We start from the raw sequence: 14,363 nt of genomic DNA on the forward strand, positions 1-14,363 counted from the left end.
CTTTTCTATCGGCCCAGTCGCGGTGTGCGTTCGCGCGACGGGACGGGTGCCTTGGGTGTTTTCTGGGCGGCGAGGTTTTCGCCGAGTCTGGTCTTGAATCTGTTGGAGAGGTCCTTCCTCGATTTGATCGCGAGGGCGCGGTTCCGGCCTGGAGCCGGGGGAGCCATGGTTTCCTGCCCGTAGTCGTCGCGCAGAATGGCGTCGAATTCCTTTCCCAGAGCGTCGTCGCGTCCGGCTTCGGCGATCACCTTGGACGCGAACCCTCGCCCTGTTTCCTCGCTCCAGCCGGTCTCCGCGCCCATCAGGGTCTCCCATGACAGTTCGGCGCGTCGGCCCGCGAGGGTGTTCGCGGCCTGTTCCAGCACTTCGGGATCGACCGTGTTCCAATCGACGTGCAACGCCTCCGGCTCCTCTGTGTCCGGGGTCGCGGGGGAGTCCCGGGGCGCCGTCGGCCGGGTGCTGCCCGGCGTCGTCCTCGACTCCGGCTGCTCGGGTCGCGGCTGGGGCTGTTCGCGTTCGGGGCCCAGGTCGTCATTGTTGATTTCGAGGCCCATGTGGCGGAAGGCGCGCTGCACGGCGTGCCTGATATGGTCTTCGTCCTTGCCTGCGAAGTGCAGGAAGAACTGGCCTTCCTTCGCGGGTTCGATGCTGTAGTTGATGCCTGCCTGTCGCAGGCTGCGGCGAACCTGCGTGAGGCTTTCGCCGTCGAGCTTGAGCGCGTGCAGGTCGCCTTTCTCCATTATTTGAAGTCGTTTTTCGGATACCTCGCCGGTCTCGATTCTGGTTTTGACGACCCCGGCCGCGTGCGAGACGCCGGTTGTCGTCAGGTTCCAGCCGCTTCGCAGCAGGGCGAGGCCCACGCTCTTGGGCACCGCCAGCACGAGCTCCGCGCCGAGGCGCGCGGCGCCGGTGACGATCTGCTGGCCGATGTCCTGGATGCGTTCCTCGGCCTGTTCCTCTATCGCCATTGGATTGTTCCTTTCTGCCTGTGCGTTGTCGTTTGTTTCCCGGCCGGTCTAGATGGAACGGCCAAGCCTGTGTCTGCCGGCGGAACGGGACTGCCGTTCCGCCGTGGCGCGCGTCGCGTTGATGGCGCGCTCGATGCCGCCGAGTTCGCGTTCGTAGCGTTCGCAGTCCTGTTCGCGGCGTTCCATTTCCTCACGCGTCTCGACGATGAGGTCGGGGTCCTCGCGTTCGATCGCGTCGTTCAGCGCGACGACGGCCGCTTGCAGTGCGGTGCGCGACTCATTGACCTTTTCGCGCAGCAGGGCGAGGCCCTTGCCGCTGTCGCCGTCGGCCATGCGCGTCCATCGGATCGCCGCGTTCAGCGCTTCGGCCTGGTCGCGGATGGCGTCGAGGCGTCGCGCCTGCGACGCGTAGTAGCGTTGCTGGGCGGGGGAGAGGCCTTTGCGCAATGACGTGTATCCGGGGTCGGTGACCGGTTCGATGCGCTGGTCGGGGCGTTTGAACCACTGGTACAGGTCGGTGCTTGACGAGAGTCTGCCGGCATACCGGTTGGACTTGTCGAGGATGATCTGCTCATGGTCCAGCGGGAGGAACGCGCGCAATGTCGAGCCGTTCTCGATGATCCGGGCCTCGTCGATGACGATGCGGCGCTCATGTCTGGTGCCGGGAAGCCATACCGTGACGCTGCCGTTGGCGCGGCGGGCGACGAGCCTGCGGTTGAACGCTATCTGCACGACCGGCGAGTTCGACAGCCGCGCCATGATGTTGGTCATGTCGTATCCGGGGCCGAGCTTGGAGTCCCTGATCCTGAAACCGGAGTCCCTCACGGTGAACGTCAGATGCCGGCCGCGTTCGTGGACCTCCACGCCGTAGATGCGCAGCATGGCCTTCAGATCGTCGAACGTCTCCGCCTCCGCGCACGTCAGATCGATGAGCGTGCGAAGCCTGTCCTTGACGCCCAAGCCCTTCGCCGCCGCGTAGATTTCCTCCATGCCCATGCCGTAGCGGCGCTCCGACGCCGGGTTTCCGAGCGGCTGTCCAACTTCGTTCTCGGGCGTTGCCGGGTTTCCTATGGTCGGGGCGGGATCTGTTTCGGCGTTTCTCATGCGGCGTGCCACGGCTTCGGTTGAGGGGTTGATGATGACGCTTAACCCCTCGCGTGCGCATATCTCGTTGGCTATTACACGCCACTGCTCGATGATGTCCTTGGGCAGTTCCGCCTTGAGATGCGGGGCGGTGCGTGCGGCGGCGCACACCATGATGTGGTCGTGCAGGTGGTGCCGGTCGGTGTGCGTGGCGACCACGAATTTGTAATCGCCGTTGGTGATGCGTTGCGCGAATTCGATGCCAATCTCGTGCACCTGTTCCGGCGTCACGGGGTCGTCGGGGCTGAAGCTGAGCTTGATGTGGTAGGCGAGACGACTGTTCCTCCTGATGCCCTTCGGGGATTTGCGGTTGTCGTCGAGCATTGGGCGCGCGAGGCTGTCCGGGCTGGCGGCGTCGGCCGGATAGTTGGCGCTGACCAGCTTGCCGCCATGTGTCTTCGCCGGATCGATGATGTATGCCATCGCCCCGTTCCGGCCGTCGAGATTCGTTTTGATGGGTTTGCCGAGCTTGACCACCGCCATCTCACGCCTCTTCGATGGAGCGCATATGATCGTCGAACAGCGTCCGCACGAGTTCCCCGATTTCGGCGAGAGACTGCTTCAACTCGTCGATGTCATAGATGCTGACATGCCCTTCGGCGTTCGCCTTGCGTGCGATCTGGTTCACGTTCACCCCGATCCGGTCGATCGCCGCGGCGATCGGTTCCGGGTCGGTGAGAGGCCGGACCACGGTGAGGTTGATGCTCCGTTCGGACAGCATCCTGCGCGCGTACGCGCCGAACGAACGGTACTCAACCGAGCTGCCGGCCAGCTGGGCGTGCAGTTTCTCGACTCGCGCCCATTCCTCCGGCGTGAACGTAATTCGCTTGCAAATATTCCGACTTCGGCCGTCCGCCCAGCTCATTCCGCGCCTCCGAGACGGTACGGAATTCCGTTTTCCGATGCCGCGAATGCGGTCCGGAGCCATCGGCGACTATGGGGTCTGGGTCTCCCGGGCAAGTCGATTCGCCGCGCGAATCGAGTGAACGTAGCTACGTTCACGTCACTTGCTACTCCCATGTCCGCCAAGGCGGAATGGGGGAGGCCTTCGCGCCCCCTGCGCTGGCGATTGGTGCGGACTCGTTCCACGCTGCCGTTCCTTCCGACGTTTTCTGTTGCTAGGACAATCGTCGGTCGGTTTGCGGGTCGCTGGATTGGACATTTTTGCGATGAAAAGGACGGCGGGGTCCGTATGCGTTCCCGGCGCGGGATCGCCAGGGCGGCGGCGTCCTTGCCCCGCCGTCGGCGTCGTGTCTCGAAGAGAGGCGCGACGCCGACCCGTACCAGACGGCTCCGCGTCATCCCCGCCTCGTCTGTGTCTGAGGGAGAAGGGGTTCGTCGTCGAACCACCAGTCGTTGATGATGAGCATCCCGTCATGCTCTTCGAGCACCGGCCCGAGGTCGTCGGGCGTGATGACGTCGGCGGTGTGGTTCACCCACACGAAAGGTTCTATGCTGCACGGCTCCCACCCGTCATCCCCTCCTCCCCTCACCGAGTACTTGCGCCATCCGTCGGGAACATCCCGCGCGTTCAGACGCACGTCGCTCCACAACGCCTCGACGCGTCCGGCCTCCTCGGTCTGGAACACCGCGTGCTGCAATGCAATGGGATTCACCTGCATGATTCGCTCCTTTACTGTCGGCCGGCTTCATCTTTTCCCGTGCCGGACATGGGGCGGCCTCGCGGGGTCGCCGCGCGGCGGAGGCCGCGTGGTTCGTGCCCGCGTCGGGAGAATAGGGCGGAGCCCGCCCGGCGTGCGGCGGGAAACACGCGGGCCGCAGACGCGGGCGCGACCCCGCGATGATGAGCCATGGCCGGCCGACCGTTCCCATTCCAGGTGCGCCTGGAAACCGGAAGGGTCGGCAATGGCCGCGCGCGGTGACGCGCTCCGTTCCGCTGCGGGTGGTCTGGCCAGGAGACTCGCTCTTCTGGCCGGACCACCCGCAGGATGTCCAATCCGGACCGAACGGAATGGGGTTCTAATGGAACCACAAGCTCAAACGAAAGGATCCATCATGGCAGACAAAGGAATCCCGGACTTCCTGCAGAAGGAAATGGAAGCCATCAACCGCAAGCAGACCGCGGCGAAAGCCTTTGCGAAACAGATCAAGTCCTTCCGTCAGGCGGCCCAGACGTACCGCCTGGCGGCCGAGGAGGTCACGAGGGAATTCGCTGACATGAGCCAGAAGGCGATCGCCGAGGAGTGGGGGCTGACCGGCACGGAAAAGAGCATCGCCTTCGACAGAAAAGCCGAACTGGTGCTTATTCCCAGACCCGAGAAGGACGGCGACGCATCGTCTCAGGATGACACGCGAACGGCCGATGACAACGGCACCGAGACGATGGCGGGCGAACAGGCTTCATCCAACGGCGGCCAGCCCGTGCAGGCCGATCATCCCTGGTCGAACAACGCCGATAGCTACTGACCGGGGGGGAGCGAAGCGACATGCGCTTGTTCATCGCTGAAAAACATTCCGTCGGAAAGGCGATAGCAGCCGCGCTCGGCGGCGGCGTGGAACGGCATGAGGGATACTTACGGGTCGGCGGAGATCTGATCACCTGGGCGCAGGGCCATCTCGTGGGGCTCGACTGGGCCAAGTGGAGTTTGGACGCGCTGCCCCTCGGCCCGACGCCGGCATGGCGGTGGAACACCAGCACCGGAAAAGGCGCTGCCAAGCAATACCAGATCGTTTCGGGGCTGCTGCGCCGCAACGACGTGGATGTGCTCGTCAACGCGTGCGACCCGGACCGTGAGGGAGAAGATATCTTTCGTCGCATCGTCCAGCACGCCGGAGTCAGCAAGCCGATGCAGCGCCTGTGGGGCGCGTCATTGGAAGAGGGCTCAATACTCGACGCCATCCGCGAAATGAAACCGGAAAGCGAATATCGGGGACTTGCGGTCTCGGCGCGACTCCGTGCGAAGGCCGACTGGCTGATAGGCATCAACGCATCACGCGCCTACAGCCTTGTCTACGACACGCGGTTCGCCGTCGGACGTGTGCAGACGCCCACCCTCGCCATGATCGTGGAACGGGACCGGCGGATCTCGGGCCATGCGGCCCGACCGTACTGGAGGGTCGTCGCGCCCATGGGCGGTTGGTCCCTGACAGGCGAACGACTGGACAGGCGCGAGGACGCCGAAAACCTGTTGCGGGGTGTCAACTCGCCCGACTTCGCGTTCGGCATCTACGCTGTCGAACGCGAACGCAGGCATGACGCGCCGCCATGCCTGTACGATCTGACCAATCTGCAGAAGGACATGTCAAAGCTCCACGGCCTGACCGCCGCGCGCACGCTGGCCGCGTTGCAATCGCTCTACGAGAAGCGCTTGACCACGTATCCCCGCACCGATTCACGGTACGTCACCCATGACGACCTGCCTGCATTGCGCAGGCTCATCGACGGTGATCGCCTCGTCGGGGGCTTCATTGAACCGGGCGCGGTGCCGGCCAAGTCGCGTCCGGAACTGACGGTGAACGACGCGAAGGTCGCGGGCCACACCGCAATCCTGCCGACCTGGCGGGCCGGGGCGGGCGCGCTCGGCGAGCTTCCCGGCGACGAACGTCTTGTGCTCACTCGTATTGTGCGCCGTATGTGGGAGGCGGTAGGCGACGACTACGTGCATGACGTGACGATCGTCGTCGCGAACACCGACACCGGCTGGGTGGAAAATCATCCATGGGATATTTACCTCAGCGAACCGCAGACCCGGTTCACCAGCCGCTCCGACCAGACGGTCTCCCTTGGCTGGCGCGCCATCGAGCACGCCTCCTCCGGAGAGGACGACAGCGACGACGGGGATGGCGGGTCCGCCGGCAACATCATCCCCGTGAATCTCGTCACGGGAGTCTCCGTCGCGCCGATGCCGCCGGGCGGCGCACGGCTGGCGGAAGGCAGGACAAAGCCTCCGAAGCCGTTCACCGAAGCCACGCTCTTCGCCGCGATGGAACACGCCAGCCGCTTCGTGGACGACAAGACGCTCAAGGCCGCGCTGGACGACGACGAATCGCACTCGGGAGGCATCGGAACCCCGGCCACCCGCGCCGACGTCATCGAGAAGCTGATCCGCGCCGGCTACGTGGAGCGCAGGGGCAGGCAGCTGCGCTCCACCCGACAAGGCCGGTCGTTGATCGACGTGGTTTCCCCGCGCCTGAAGGACGTCGCGTTGACCGCCGGCATGGAACGGAAACTCTCTCAGGTCGAACACGGCCACGCCGACCCCGAGCAGGTCGAAACGGAATTCCGCGCTTTTGCCGCAGGCATCCCCATGGACGCGCGCAGCACCGTGCAACAGGATCATGTGCAGTCGAGAACCCGCTTCAGCGAGTCGGTCGGCAGCTGCCCGCGTTGCGGCAAGCCCGTCGTCAAGACCGGCAAGGTCTGGCAATGCTCCACCAACAGTCGGGAGAAACAACCCGACGGCACTTGGAAAACGACGGAGGGTTGCGGCTGGAAACTGTTCCCCGCCGTCTCCGGCAAGAACCTTTCCGACTCGAACGTGCGTCGCCTGCTCGCCGGCGAACGCGTCAGCCTCAAAGGCTTCGTTTCCAAAGCGGGGAAGAAATTCAACGCCGCGCTGGTCGTGGACGCGGAACATGGAACCAAATTCGTCTTCGAATAAAACGACTGTTCGGGGCACGTCTTATGACATGCCCCGAACAGGATCGGTGAACGGAAATAAATGATCTTCGGACTATTCGGCTCAAGAAAGAAGCAATGGACTCCTGAACCGTGCCACTGCGCCGAATGCCACAAGCTGATGCCCTTTCACATCTGGGACAACATATGCGAGGATCGCTACGCCTATGTTGATGCCGGCTTCGGCGCCGACCATGAATTGTACGGCACTGAGTCCCCACACGGTTTCCATGGATGATGGTGGCCGTCCTCCGATGCGCGGACGGTCACCATTCGTCTTGATGGCATTCAACCCTTAGCGAGTTAAGATGGGGAACACACAGGATTGAAGTGGACAAGACTAGGCATGGAGATAAATGAGCGGCAAAACAATCACGCAGATTCGCAATGAGGCTGCGGCTTCGCTTTCTCCGGCGAGCCAGCAGCGGCTGGAACAGTTTTTGACGCCCATGTCCGTTGCCCGGCAGGCGGCTGATCTGTTCACTCCATCGGCTTCACCGGTGCGTGTTCTTGATTTGGGCTCCGGCTCCGGCATCCTCAGCGCCGTAACCGTCAGTCGGACGGCAAGAGGCAGCAGTGTCGTGGCCATCGAGCAGGACGCGGCTCTCGCTGAAGCTTCCGAGGCCTCTCTTCGTCAAGTTTGCGATGACGCCACCGTACTCAACAAGTCCGTCTTTGACGTTTTTCTTGATCCCGATTTCGACCGGGTGATACTGAACCCGCCGTACAAGAAGATCGCTCCCCGCACCATCGCCACGAGCGGCGGCGGAGTAAAGGTCACAAATCTCTATACGGCTTTTATGGTGCTTGCCGTCCAGGCGTTGACAGATGGCGGCGAATGCGTGGCCATCATTCCCCGCTCGTGGATGAACGGCGAATACTTCAAGGACTTCCGCAAATGGCTGCTCAATGAGTGCAGCCTTGATGCGTTGGCCGTGTACAGGTCACGCCAAGAACATTTCAAGGACATGGACATTCTTCAGGAAATCATGCTGCTGAAAGTGTCCAAGCGCGCTCAAGCCGGCACCGTGACCGTGTATGGCAGCGTCTCGCCGACAATTCCGCTGAGTCGGCAGCCGCGCGAGGAGGTTCCGCTGGAAGCGTTGACCATGGGCAAGGACCGGATTCTGCGCGTCGAACGGCAGGATCCACGTCTCTCACGGTTCAAGACGCTATGCGAGCAGGGCATGTGGGTTTCCACAGGCAAGCTCGTGTGGTTCCGCAACCGCGATCTGCTATCCGCAGTCGAGGAGCCGGGCGGATACCCCTTGTACTGGTCGGACAACCAGCATGGCATGATGACCGTGCATCCGGTCGAAAGCGACAGGGAGCAATGGGTCACCGACAAGGCGGACGCGCGTAATGTCGTTCTGCCTTCGGGCAGCTACTGTTTGGTGAACAGGTTCTCGTCGAAGGAACAGAGGCACCGCATTTACGCCTCCTATCTGCACAGCGATACGGAGTATGTGGCGGACAACAAGCTGAATTACGTGCATCGAGGCACGTCCCGACGCACGGTTCCATTGGATGACAAGGTGGCGCGTGGTCTGACAATTTGGCTGACTTCGACGATTGTCGATGAATGGTACCGGCAAGTGTCAGGCAGTACGCAGGTGAATGCCACGGACCTGCGCCAGATGCCGTGCCCGTCGCCGGAGCAGCTCGCACGGCTGTCCGATTTGCAGCCGGTGGACGGCGCGACAAGCCAGGAGGATATCGACAACATCGTGGAAGGAATACTTTCATGGACAAAAGCCAGCTGATTGAAGAGACCATCGATGCGCTGCGTGACTTCGAGATCGGCCGGGAACAGCTGAACGAACGGAGTGCCATGACTCTGCTCGCGCTGTTGCAGCTCAAACCGGGGGATGACTGGAGTCAGGCCACCAACCCCATGATGGGGACCCGCGCCATCATGGACTGGATTCGCGACCAGTACGGCGTCGAATACGCCGCGAACACGCGAGAAACCATCCGGCGATTCACGCTGCACCAGTTCGTCATCGCGCAGATAGTCGAGGAAAACGCCGACCGTCCTGACCGACCCATCAATTCGCCGAAATGGAACTACCGCGTGACCGACGAGGCCTTGGAAGTGTTCCGTCGCCACGGCAAAACCGAATTCGAGCCGATTCTTGAACGGTTCCTCGCCAGCCACGCCTCATACCGCTCTTTGGTCGAGGAACGTCGCCATATGCCCAAGACCCCCGTCTCGTTGCCGTCCGGAGAAAAGCTGGAACTATCACCAAGCGGACAGTCCGTGCTCATCAAGGCGATGGTCGAGGAGATGCTTCCGAGATTCGCGCCCGGCAGCCGAGTGGCGTTCATCGACGACACCGATCACAAGCATGGCGTCATCGACGCCAACCTCTTGGACGAGCTTGGTGTCAGTCTCAAAGCGAGGGAAAAAGCGCCGGACGTCATCGCCTGGGATGCGAAACGTGGCTGGCTGTTCCTCATGGAGGCCGCCAGCACGCACGGTCCGGTTGACGTGACCCGCAAAAACGAGTTGCACACGCTTTTCGCTGACCAATGGGACAAGATCGTGCTCGTATCCTGTTTCCCCGACCGCCGCACCATGCAGCGATACCTCACGCAACTTGCATGGGAAACCGAAGCATGGTGCGCCGATACTCCTGATCATATGATGCACTTCAACGGCTCACGTTTCATGGGGCCATACAAGGAATAGGGCATCCTTCGCGTACCGATTCCGGTGAATACCGGAATCGGTACAGCGGAATGGTAAAAGGTCGCATCACGACGTTTGTTGCATGGCGGAGTCGCCATGCAAGTTGACACTTCGAATTGATAGATTAATTATTGGGCGGTAAACTCAAACTCAGATTTCAAAATCAAACTGCGGCCGGAAAGTCAAATACGGTTGCCTTGTTGCTTGGAGGTCTTTTGGAACGACTTGAACTGATTCGCCAGAGCCTTGCGCCGATCAACGACGCCCTTCCGACGCTGTTGCCGCAGGCCAGGCTCCGCTCGCTCTCCGCCATGGGTACCCTTGGCACCTCTCACACCGAGTATCCGAAACTCTACGCGGACAGCTTCAATGCCACGCTTCGCGCCGAGCTTGCCGATGATCCGATCGACGACTGGAAGATTACGGGCTCCGCTTCCTGTCTTCATCTGCGCAATACGGACACCGGCCTCAAGCTCCGGTTCCTCAAGGAGTTCAAATTCGAGGGAAGCGTACCGCCGGCTGGCATGAATCGACTGCGCAGGGAGGCATGGGCTCAGCCGGCCCTGCTTGATCAGGAGGTTTCCGGCGCCCGGCCGCTCAAGGACTCCGAAATCGTCCTCGTCTGGACTGAGACCAATGGGGTGTTCCACTGCTCCGCCTATCAGCCAACTGGCACCGGACGGTTCCCGAAGGGTGCCCCGTGTATCGCCCTCATGGTTCTGCCGATGGGGGGCAACCTTGAAGACATGTCCTTCAACGGAGGAGATGAGGATAATGAGCTGCTGGTCCCGCGTTCAAATATCATTGTTCAGGAAAGAAAGGAAGAGACGGTCCAATGAACGAGTTCAACCCCGCACGCATCGAACTTGCGCGGCAATATCGGGGTTGGACCAAGAAGGAGCTTGCGGAACGCTGCGGCATGACCCCGACCTACATCGGGAAGTTGATTGCCGATCCGGCTGCCCGTCTGACCGAATCGAGCATCGAGAAGATAGCCTACGCGACAAGTCTTCCCCTGTCCTTCTTCATGTTGCACGCGACTGACATGGATCGGAAGCATCTCGCCTTCCGGCGCAAGAAGAAAATCACCAAGAACCTCGACAACCGCATCTGCGCGGAATTCGAGATGCTGGCGGACACAATCTCCAGAGTCAGGGCAATGTCAGCCGTGCCAGATGAAACAGCATCGTGGCTGGATGAGGTTGCACCGACCTCGGCACCCCAAGCACAGGGTGTCCGCCGTGTCGCGGCCAACACTCGCGCCATACTGGGGCTTCCCCCCACGGGTGCGGTGAGCAATGTGATACGAAGCGCGGAGCGCAAGGGAGTCGTCATTGCGCCTCTGACAGTGGACGTGTCCGATGCGGTCAGCGATGGCGTGACCTATCCCGGCAAGACCCTTATAGGCTATTTCCCCGAAAACAAACCGGGAGACCGACTCAGATTCACTATCGCCCACGAACTGGGACATCTGGTGCTTCATCGGAACCGCCGTCCAAAGGACGTGTCCCTGATGGAGCGCGAGGCCAATGAGTTCGCCGGTGAATTCCTTCTGCCCGAGTCCGACGCGCGAGCGGTTCTCAGCTCCAGCATGATGCTGGAGGATTACCGTTATGTGAAATCCGGTTGGGGGATTTCCATCGCCGCGACCGTGCGTCGTGCCTTCGACCTGGGTGTGATTGACGGGGACAAATACAAGTCCTTGTACGTTCGCATGGCGCAGCGTCATTGGACGAAACACGAGCCGGTGGAAGTCAGAGCAGAACATCCGATACTCTTTGCCCAGATGTTGGGCCGTGCGTTCGGAGGACTGGATGGCACAGGCCATTCCATAGTGCCGAGGTCTGGGTTAGAGGGATTTCTTGGCATTCCCTTCGAACTGGCGAACGACTGGTGTGACAACGGGCTGACGGAGAGAACCGAAAGTTGGAGACTGTAAAGTCAACCAATGGCACCTATCGGTAAATACCGAAATCGGTGGGCGGTATGGTCTTGGCCTCACTGGTCTTCCACCGGCTCGCGGCTTATTCTCCGAATGCTAGCTGCCACAAGATTTTCGCCGGCATGAACATCTCCACGGCGTCGCGCATGAGGTCTGCGTTGACGCCGATGTATCGCATGGTGGTGCCGACGTTGCTATGGCCGAGAAGCTGTGAGACGAGCAGGATATTGCATCCGGTGCGGTAGTACAGGCGCGCATGCCTGGAAACCGGAAGGGTCGGCAATGCCCACGCTCCGTTGTTTAGTGAACAGTGTAAGGAGGTGCATGACGATGTCGAAGCTGATTTGGAAAGATGCAAGAGAACATGCGGCCGATGTGCTCTCGAACCATTGGGATGGAGTCACTCTTCCCGTACCTGTCGTTCAGATAAGCGGGAAGATCGGCGTCACTGCGTTCAAGGCCTCCTTGCCTGATGGTCTGTCGGGGATGATTATCAAGAGACCGAATGAGGCAGCACGTTCGTATGCAGAGGCTTCCGAACCCGAAACGCGACGCAGGTTCACTTTCGCGCATGAGCTTGGGCACTACATCGAACGAGTGGATGTTTCCAACGATAACGATTTTTCGTTCGCCGATGGCAGATTCCCGGAACGATACAATCTGCATGAGTTCTATGCGGACGAATTCGCAGGAGCGCTGCTTATGCCGGAACGGCAGTTCATGCAGATGCTTGAGAATGGCGACAGTCTTATCGACATAGCGGCCCGCTTTGGTGTGTCGCTTGACGCGGCGCGCAAGAGGAAAGAACGGCTGGAGAAGAATCCTCCCGATTCTCACATGGAAGAACGCGCGTGATGTGCAAGCCTGACGATTATTCGAATGACGAGTATCTGACGAATGCCGAGATCGACAAGCTCGGCGGCGCGCACGCCGATGAAAATCCATCGGTCGGCGTCTCCCATGAGCAGAGCGAGCAACTCGAGAGGGAAACCCGGCATGTCGCTATCGAGGACATGAGCAGGGCGATGCCTCTGATGAGAAGTCCTCATCGAACACGGTGGTCGTGAAATCCTTGACGGGATGGCATCCGTTCATGCGTTTCCTGTTCAGGGTGGCCGATATGAAGTATGCCCATGTAATGCCAAGAGAGGAACGGGCGTATAGATTCATTAGCAAGCACAAGAAAACATTCTGGGCGTGCTTCTGGGGCGACTGGATCATCGTGCTTGTGGGAAGCGTAGGGGTTATCGCAGCGATTGTCTTTGCGGCGCTTCGCACGGTGGGCATCGACTTCTGGGCCTGATTGGCCTGGCCTCTCACCGCGGTGATCAGGCACGATGTTGGCCGATCCTCAGATCGAAGCTGATTCAGAAGTCAAAAGAACTTGGTCAGATTCCACGCGTGCCAGGCTTAGCCGGATGCAGATTGATGATGCGGAGAATGATTCAGATGTCGATATGAATGTGGCTGACGATGTTCTGACGGATCGTGATAAATGTCGCATGATGCGGTTTGCGCGTCGTCTGAGGAAAACGGCCGATAAATCCTGACGAGGGCGCAGCGGTAGGTTGATGTAGGTATGGGCTGGCCGTATGCGTCCAATTCATCGAATCATGCCGGGCTGTGTCGGTCTGTTGCATGAATATTATCGTTGTTCACGTTCCTGTGCGGTCATGGCGAAATGGATACCGGACATCGCGATCATGCGTTGCTCGAGAACAGTGGGACCTGCAATCGCATAGAATGGCCGTTATAACGAAGTATGACTGAATATATGGTGTTGCAACTTGTTGCAACCGGAACATGAAAAGAGGGGCGCAATGGTCAACTCCGGGCTGTCGCAGCGCATACAAGCCCTTCCCAAAGAACTACTCGACCTTGGGAACGAACCAGGATTCGCTGAATGTCTCCGGCAAGTCGACATGTTGAAGGACCAAGCACACTCGCTGGAGCCTCTGGACGGCATCGAGGACATGGCGTTGGCGGATTACGACCGTGACTGGCTGGTGCGCTATACCTACAACTCGAATGCCATCGAGGGGTCCACATTGACGTTGGAGGACACGTCTCTGGTTTTGGAGGGCGAGTTCGTCCCCTCGGACTCGCCGGCCAGATACGTGTTCGCGGCACGCGGCGTCGCGGATGGTATGGCTTATGTGCGCGAATACGCTAAGAATGGGCGGAAGCTGGACGAGGATCTGATTCGTCGCATCCACGAGGTGACCGCGTTGGATCTCCAGCCGTTCGCCCGTGGCGCGTTCCGCCCTTATGGCTATCTGGCGAGGATCACCGCGACCCGGGTCAGGACCGCCGACCCGTTGGAGATTCGCGACGACCTGCATGCCCTGATCGACGGGTTGGGCGGAAGTGCCGCGCACCCGTTGCTGAAGGCCGCCGGCTTCCATGCGATGTTCGAGAACATCCATCCGTTCATGGACGGCAACGGGCGGACCGGCCGTCAGCTGCTCAACTTCATGCTAATTGAGCATGGATATCGTCCCGTGGCCATCAAACATGATGCGGGACGCGCCTATGCGCGCAGCTTGGAGGCCTGGCAGGTGGACGGCGATCCCGCATCGTTCTGTTCCATTTTCCTTGACTGCGTGCAGCATGAGGAACGCGCGATCATCGATCTGGTCGAGGGGCTGCGCCGGAAACCGTAGACGCGCCGTACCGTCCGCGGCAGGACGGATCTGTCGGACAGGTTCGGTGAAACGTTGCAGGAGAACCTTGACCGGCGTGGCAGAGACGGCAGAGGCTCCGGAATCGATCGTAAAGATCCAGCGCGCCGTATGGGCCATTAGTCCGCGACACATATTTGGATACGCCGATCTGAAGCGGGGGACAAGCCATGCCGTCTTCAGAACGAAAGGGGAGGGAACAGGGAGTCTCTGCCTACAGGCGGCCGGCAGAGACTCCCTGCCTTTTCGCACGGGAACAGACCACGGCGGGTAACGCATCATCAGTCCGCGGTCCGCC

Annotated in this window: 15 protein-coding genes; 11 read left to right on the forward strand and 4 right to left on the reverse strand. The window is 60.7% G+C overall.

The window, feature by feature from the left end; genetic code table 11:
- Positions 1-5 precede the first annotated feature (5 nt).
- The 4 genes from AC1AX7_RS08450 to AC1AX7_RS08465 all read right to left on the reverse strand — a co-directional run bounded on the left by AC1AX7_RS08450 (position 6) and on the right by AC1AX7_RS08465 (position 3,733).
- Positions 6-968, reverse strand: a complete 963-nt coding sequence (locus AC1AX7_RS08450) for a DUF3801 domain-containing protein (protein WP_476509640.1) — start codon at positions 966-968, stop codon at positions 6-8.
- 48 nt (positions 969-1,016) lie between these two features.
- Entirely contained in the window at positions 1,017-2,594 is a 1,578-nt protein-coding gene (locus AC1AX7_RS08455) for a relaxase/mobilization nuclease domain-containing protein (protein WP_476509641.1), read from the reverse strand.
- A 1-nt stretch (position 2,595) separates the two neighbouring features.
- Positions 2,596-2,976: a MobC family plasmid mobilization relaxosome protein gene (locus AC1AX7_RS08460; protein ID WP_476509642.1), complete on the reverse strand. Its 381-nt coding sequence runs from the start codon at positions 2,974-2,976 to the stop codon at positions 2,596-2,598.
- 433 nt (positions 2,977-3,409) lie between these two features.
- The gene (locus AC1AX7_RS08465; RefSeq protein ID WP_476509643.1) at positions 3,410-3,733 is read right to left on the reverse strand and encodes an LPD28 domain-containing protein; all 324 of its coding nucleotides are present in this window, start codon (positions 3,731-3,733) and stop codon (positions 3,410-3,412) included.
- Positions 3,734-4,127: 394 nt separating this feature from the next.
- Here AC1AX7_RS08465 and AC1AX7_RS08470 point away from each other — a divergent pair, with 394 nt between their 5' ends.
- The 11 genes from AC1AX7_RS08470 (at position 4,128) to AC1AX7_RS08520 (ending at position 14,047) form a co-directional block, all read left to right on the forward strand.
- Positions 4,128-4,538 carry a hypothetical protein gene (locus AC1AX7_RS08470; protein WP_476509644.1) on the forward strand — a complete coding sequence of 137 codons (411 nt, stop codon included), beginning with the start codon at positions 4,128-4,130 and terminating at the stop codon, positions 4,536-4,538.
- 20 nt (positions 4,539-4,558) lie between these two features.
- Positions 4,559-6,733: a type IA DNA topoisomerase gene (locus AC1AX7_RS08475; protein WP_476509645.1), complete on the forward strand. Its 2,175-nt coding sequence runs from the start codon at positions 4,559-4,561 to the stop codon at positions 6,731-6,733.
- Positions 6,734-7,106: 373 nt separating this feature from the next.
- The gene (locus AC1AX7_RS08480; protein WP_476509646.1) at positions 7,107-8,513 is read left to right on the forward strand and encodes an Eco57I restriction-modification methylase domain-containing protein; all 1,407 of its coding nucleotides are present in this window, start codon (positions 7,107-7,109) and stop codon (positions 8,511-8,513) included.
- Entirely contained in the window at positions 8,495-9,442 is a 948-nt protein-coding gene (locus AC1AX7_RS08485) for a BsuBI/PstI family type II restriction endonuclease (RefSeq protein WP_476509647.1), read from the forward strand. The genes AC1AX7_RS08480 and AC1AX7_RS08485 overlap by 19 nt, the downstream gene beginning before the upstream one ends.
- Positions 9,443-9,657: 215 nt before the next feature.
- Positions 9,658-10,281, forward strand: a complete 624-nt coding sequence (locus tag AC1AX7_RS08490) for a hypothetical protein (protein WP_476509648.1) — start codon at positions 9,658-9,660, stop codon at positions 10,279-10,281.
- Positions 10,278-11,381, forward strand: a complete 1,104-nt coding sequence (locus AC1AX7_RS08495; RefSeq protein ID WP_476509649.1) for a helix-turn-helix domain-containing protein — start codon at positions 10,278-10,280, stop codon at positions 11,379-11,381. The genes AC1AX7_RS08490 and AC1AX7_RS08495 overlap by 4 nt, the downstream gene beginning before the upstream one ends.
- Before the next feature lie 327 nt (positions 11,382-11,708).
- Positions 11,709-12,239, forward strand: coding sequence for an ImmA/IrrE family metallo-endopeptidase (locus tag AC1AX7_RS08500; RefSeq protein WP_476509650.1), 531 nt, complete (start codon positions 11,709-11,711; stop codon positions 12,237-12,239).
- Positions 12,236-12,451, forward strand: a complete 216-nt coding sequence (locus AC1AX7_RS08505) for a hypothetical protein (protein ID WP_476509651.1) — start codon at positions 12,236-12,238, stop codon at positions 12,449-12,451. The genes AC1AX7_RS08500 and AC1AX7_RS08505 overlap by 4 nt, the downstream gene beginning before the upstream one ends.
- A 26-nt stretch (positions 12,452-12,477) precedes the next feature.
- On the forward strand, positions 12,478-12,687 hold the full coding sequence (locus AC1AX7_RS08510; RefSeq protein ID WP_476509652.1) for a hypothetical protein: 210 nt from the start codon (positions 12,478-12,480) through the stop codon (positions 12,685-12,687).
- A 34-nt stretch (positions 12,688-12,721) separates the two neighbouring features.
- Positions 12,722-12,934: a hypothetical protein gene (locus AC1AX7_RS08515; protein WP_476509653.1), complete on the forward strand. Its 213-nt coding sequence runs from the start codon at positions 12,722-12,724 to the stop codon at positions 12,932-12,934.
- A 270-nt stretch (positions 12,935-13,204) separates the two neighbouring features.
- Positions 13,205-14,047: a Fic family protein gene (locus AC1AX7_RS08520; protein ID WP_476509654.1), complete on the forward strand. Its 843-nt coding sequence runs from the start codon at positions 13,205-13,207 to the stop codon at positions 14,045-14,047.
- Positions 14,048-14,363 lie beyond the last annotated feature (316 nt).

Source organism: Bifidobacterium sp. LH_449 (genome assembly GCF_056356755.1).

Bases quoted from the DNA above. Each gene is read 5' to 3' on its own strand.
- AC1AX7_RS08480 (WP_476509646.1), top strand. From the start codon at position 7,107: ATGAGCGGCAAAACAATCACGCAGATTCGCAATGAGGCTGCGGCTTCG.
- AC1AX7_RS08465 (WP_476509643.1), bottom strand. From the start codon at position 3,733: ATGCAGGTGAATCCCATTGCATTGCAGCACGCGGTGTTCCAGACCGAG.
- AC1AX7_RS08520 (WP_476509654.1), top strand. From the start codon at position 13,205: ATGGTCAACTCCGGGCTGTCGCAGCGCATACAAGCCCTTCCCAAAGAA.
- AC1AX7_RS08470 (WP_476509644.1), top strand. From the start codon at position 4,128: ATGGCAGACAAAGGAATCCCGGACTTCCTGCAGAAGGAAATGGAAGCC.
- AC1AX7_RS08510 (WP_476509652.1), top strand. From the start codon at position 12,478: ATGCGTTTCCTGTTCAGGGTGGCCGATATGAAGTATGCCCATGTAATG.
- AC1AX7_RS08450 (WP_476509640.1), bottom strand. From the start codon at position 968: ATGGCGATAGAGGAACAGGCCGAGGAACGCATCCAGGACATCGGCCAG.
- AC1AX7_RS08515 (WP_476509653.1), top strand. From the start codon at position 12,722: ATGTTGGCCGATCCTCAGATCGAAGCTGATTCAGAAGTCAAAAGAACT.
- AC1AX7_RS08475 (WP_476509645.1), top strand. From the start codon at position 4,559: ATGCGCTTGTTCATCGCTGAAAAACATTCCGTCGGAAAGGCGATAGCA.
- AC1AX7_RS08485 (WP_476509647.1), top strand. From the start codon at position 8,495: ATGGACAAAAGCCAGCTGATTGAAGAGACCATCGATGCGCTGCGTGAC.
- AC1AX7_RS08500 (WP_476509650.1), top strand. From the start codon at position 11,709: ATGACGATGTCGAAGCTGATTTGGAAAGATGCAAGAGAACATGCGGCC.
- AC1AX7_RS08455 (WP_476509641.1), bottom strand. From the start codon at position 2,594: ATGGCGGTGGTCAAGCTCGGCAAACCCATCAAAACGAATCTCGACGGC.
- AC1AX7_RS08495 (WP_476509649.1), top strand. From the start codon at position 10,278: ATGAACGAGTTCAACCCCGCACGCATCGAACTTGCGCGGCAATATCGG.
- AC1AX7_RS08460 (WP_476509642.1), bottom strand. From the start codon at position 2,976: ATGAGCTGGGCGGACGGCCGAAGTCGGAATATTTGCAAGCGAATTACG.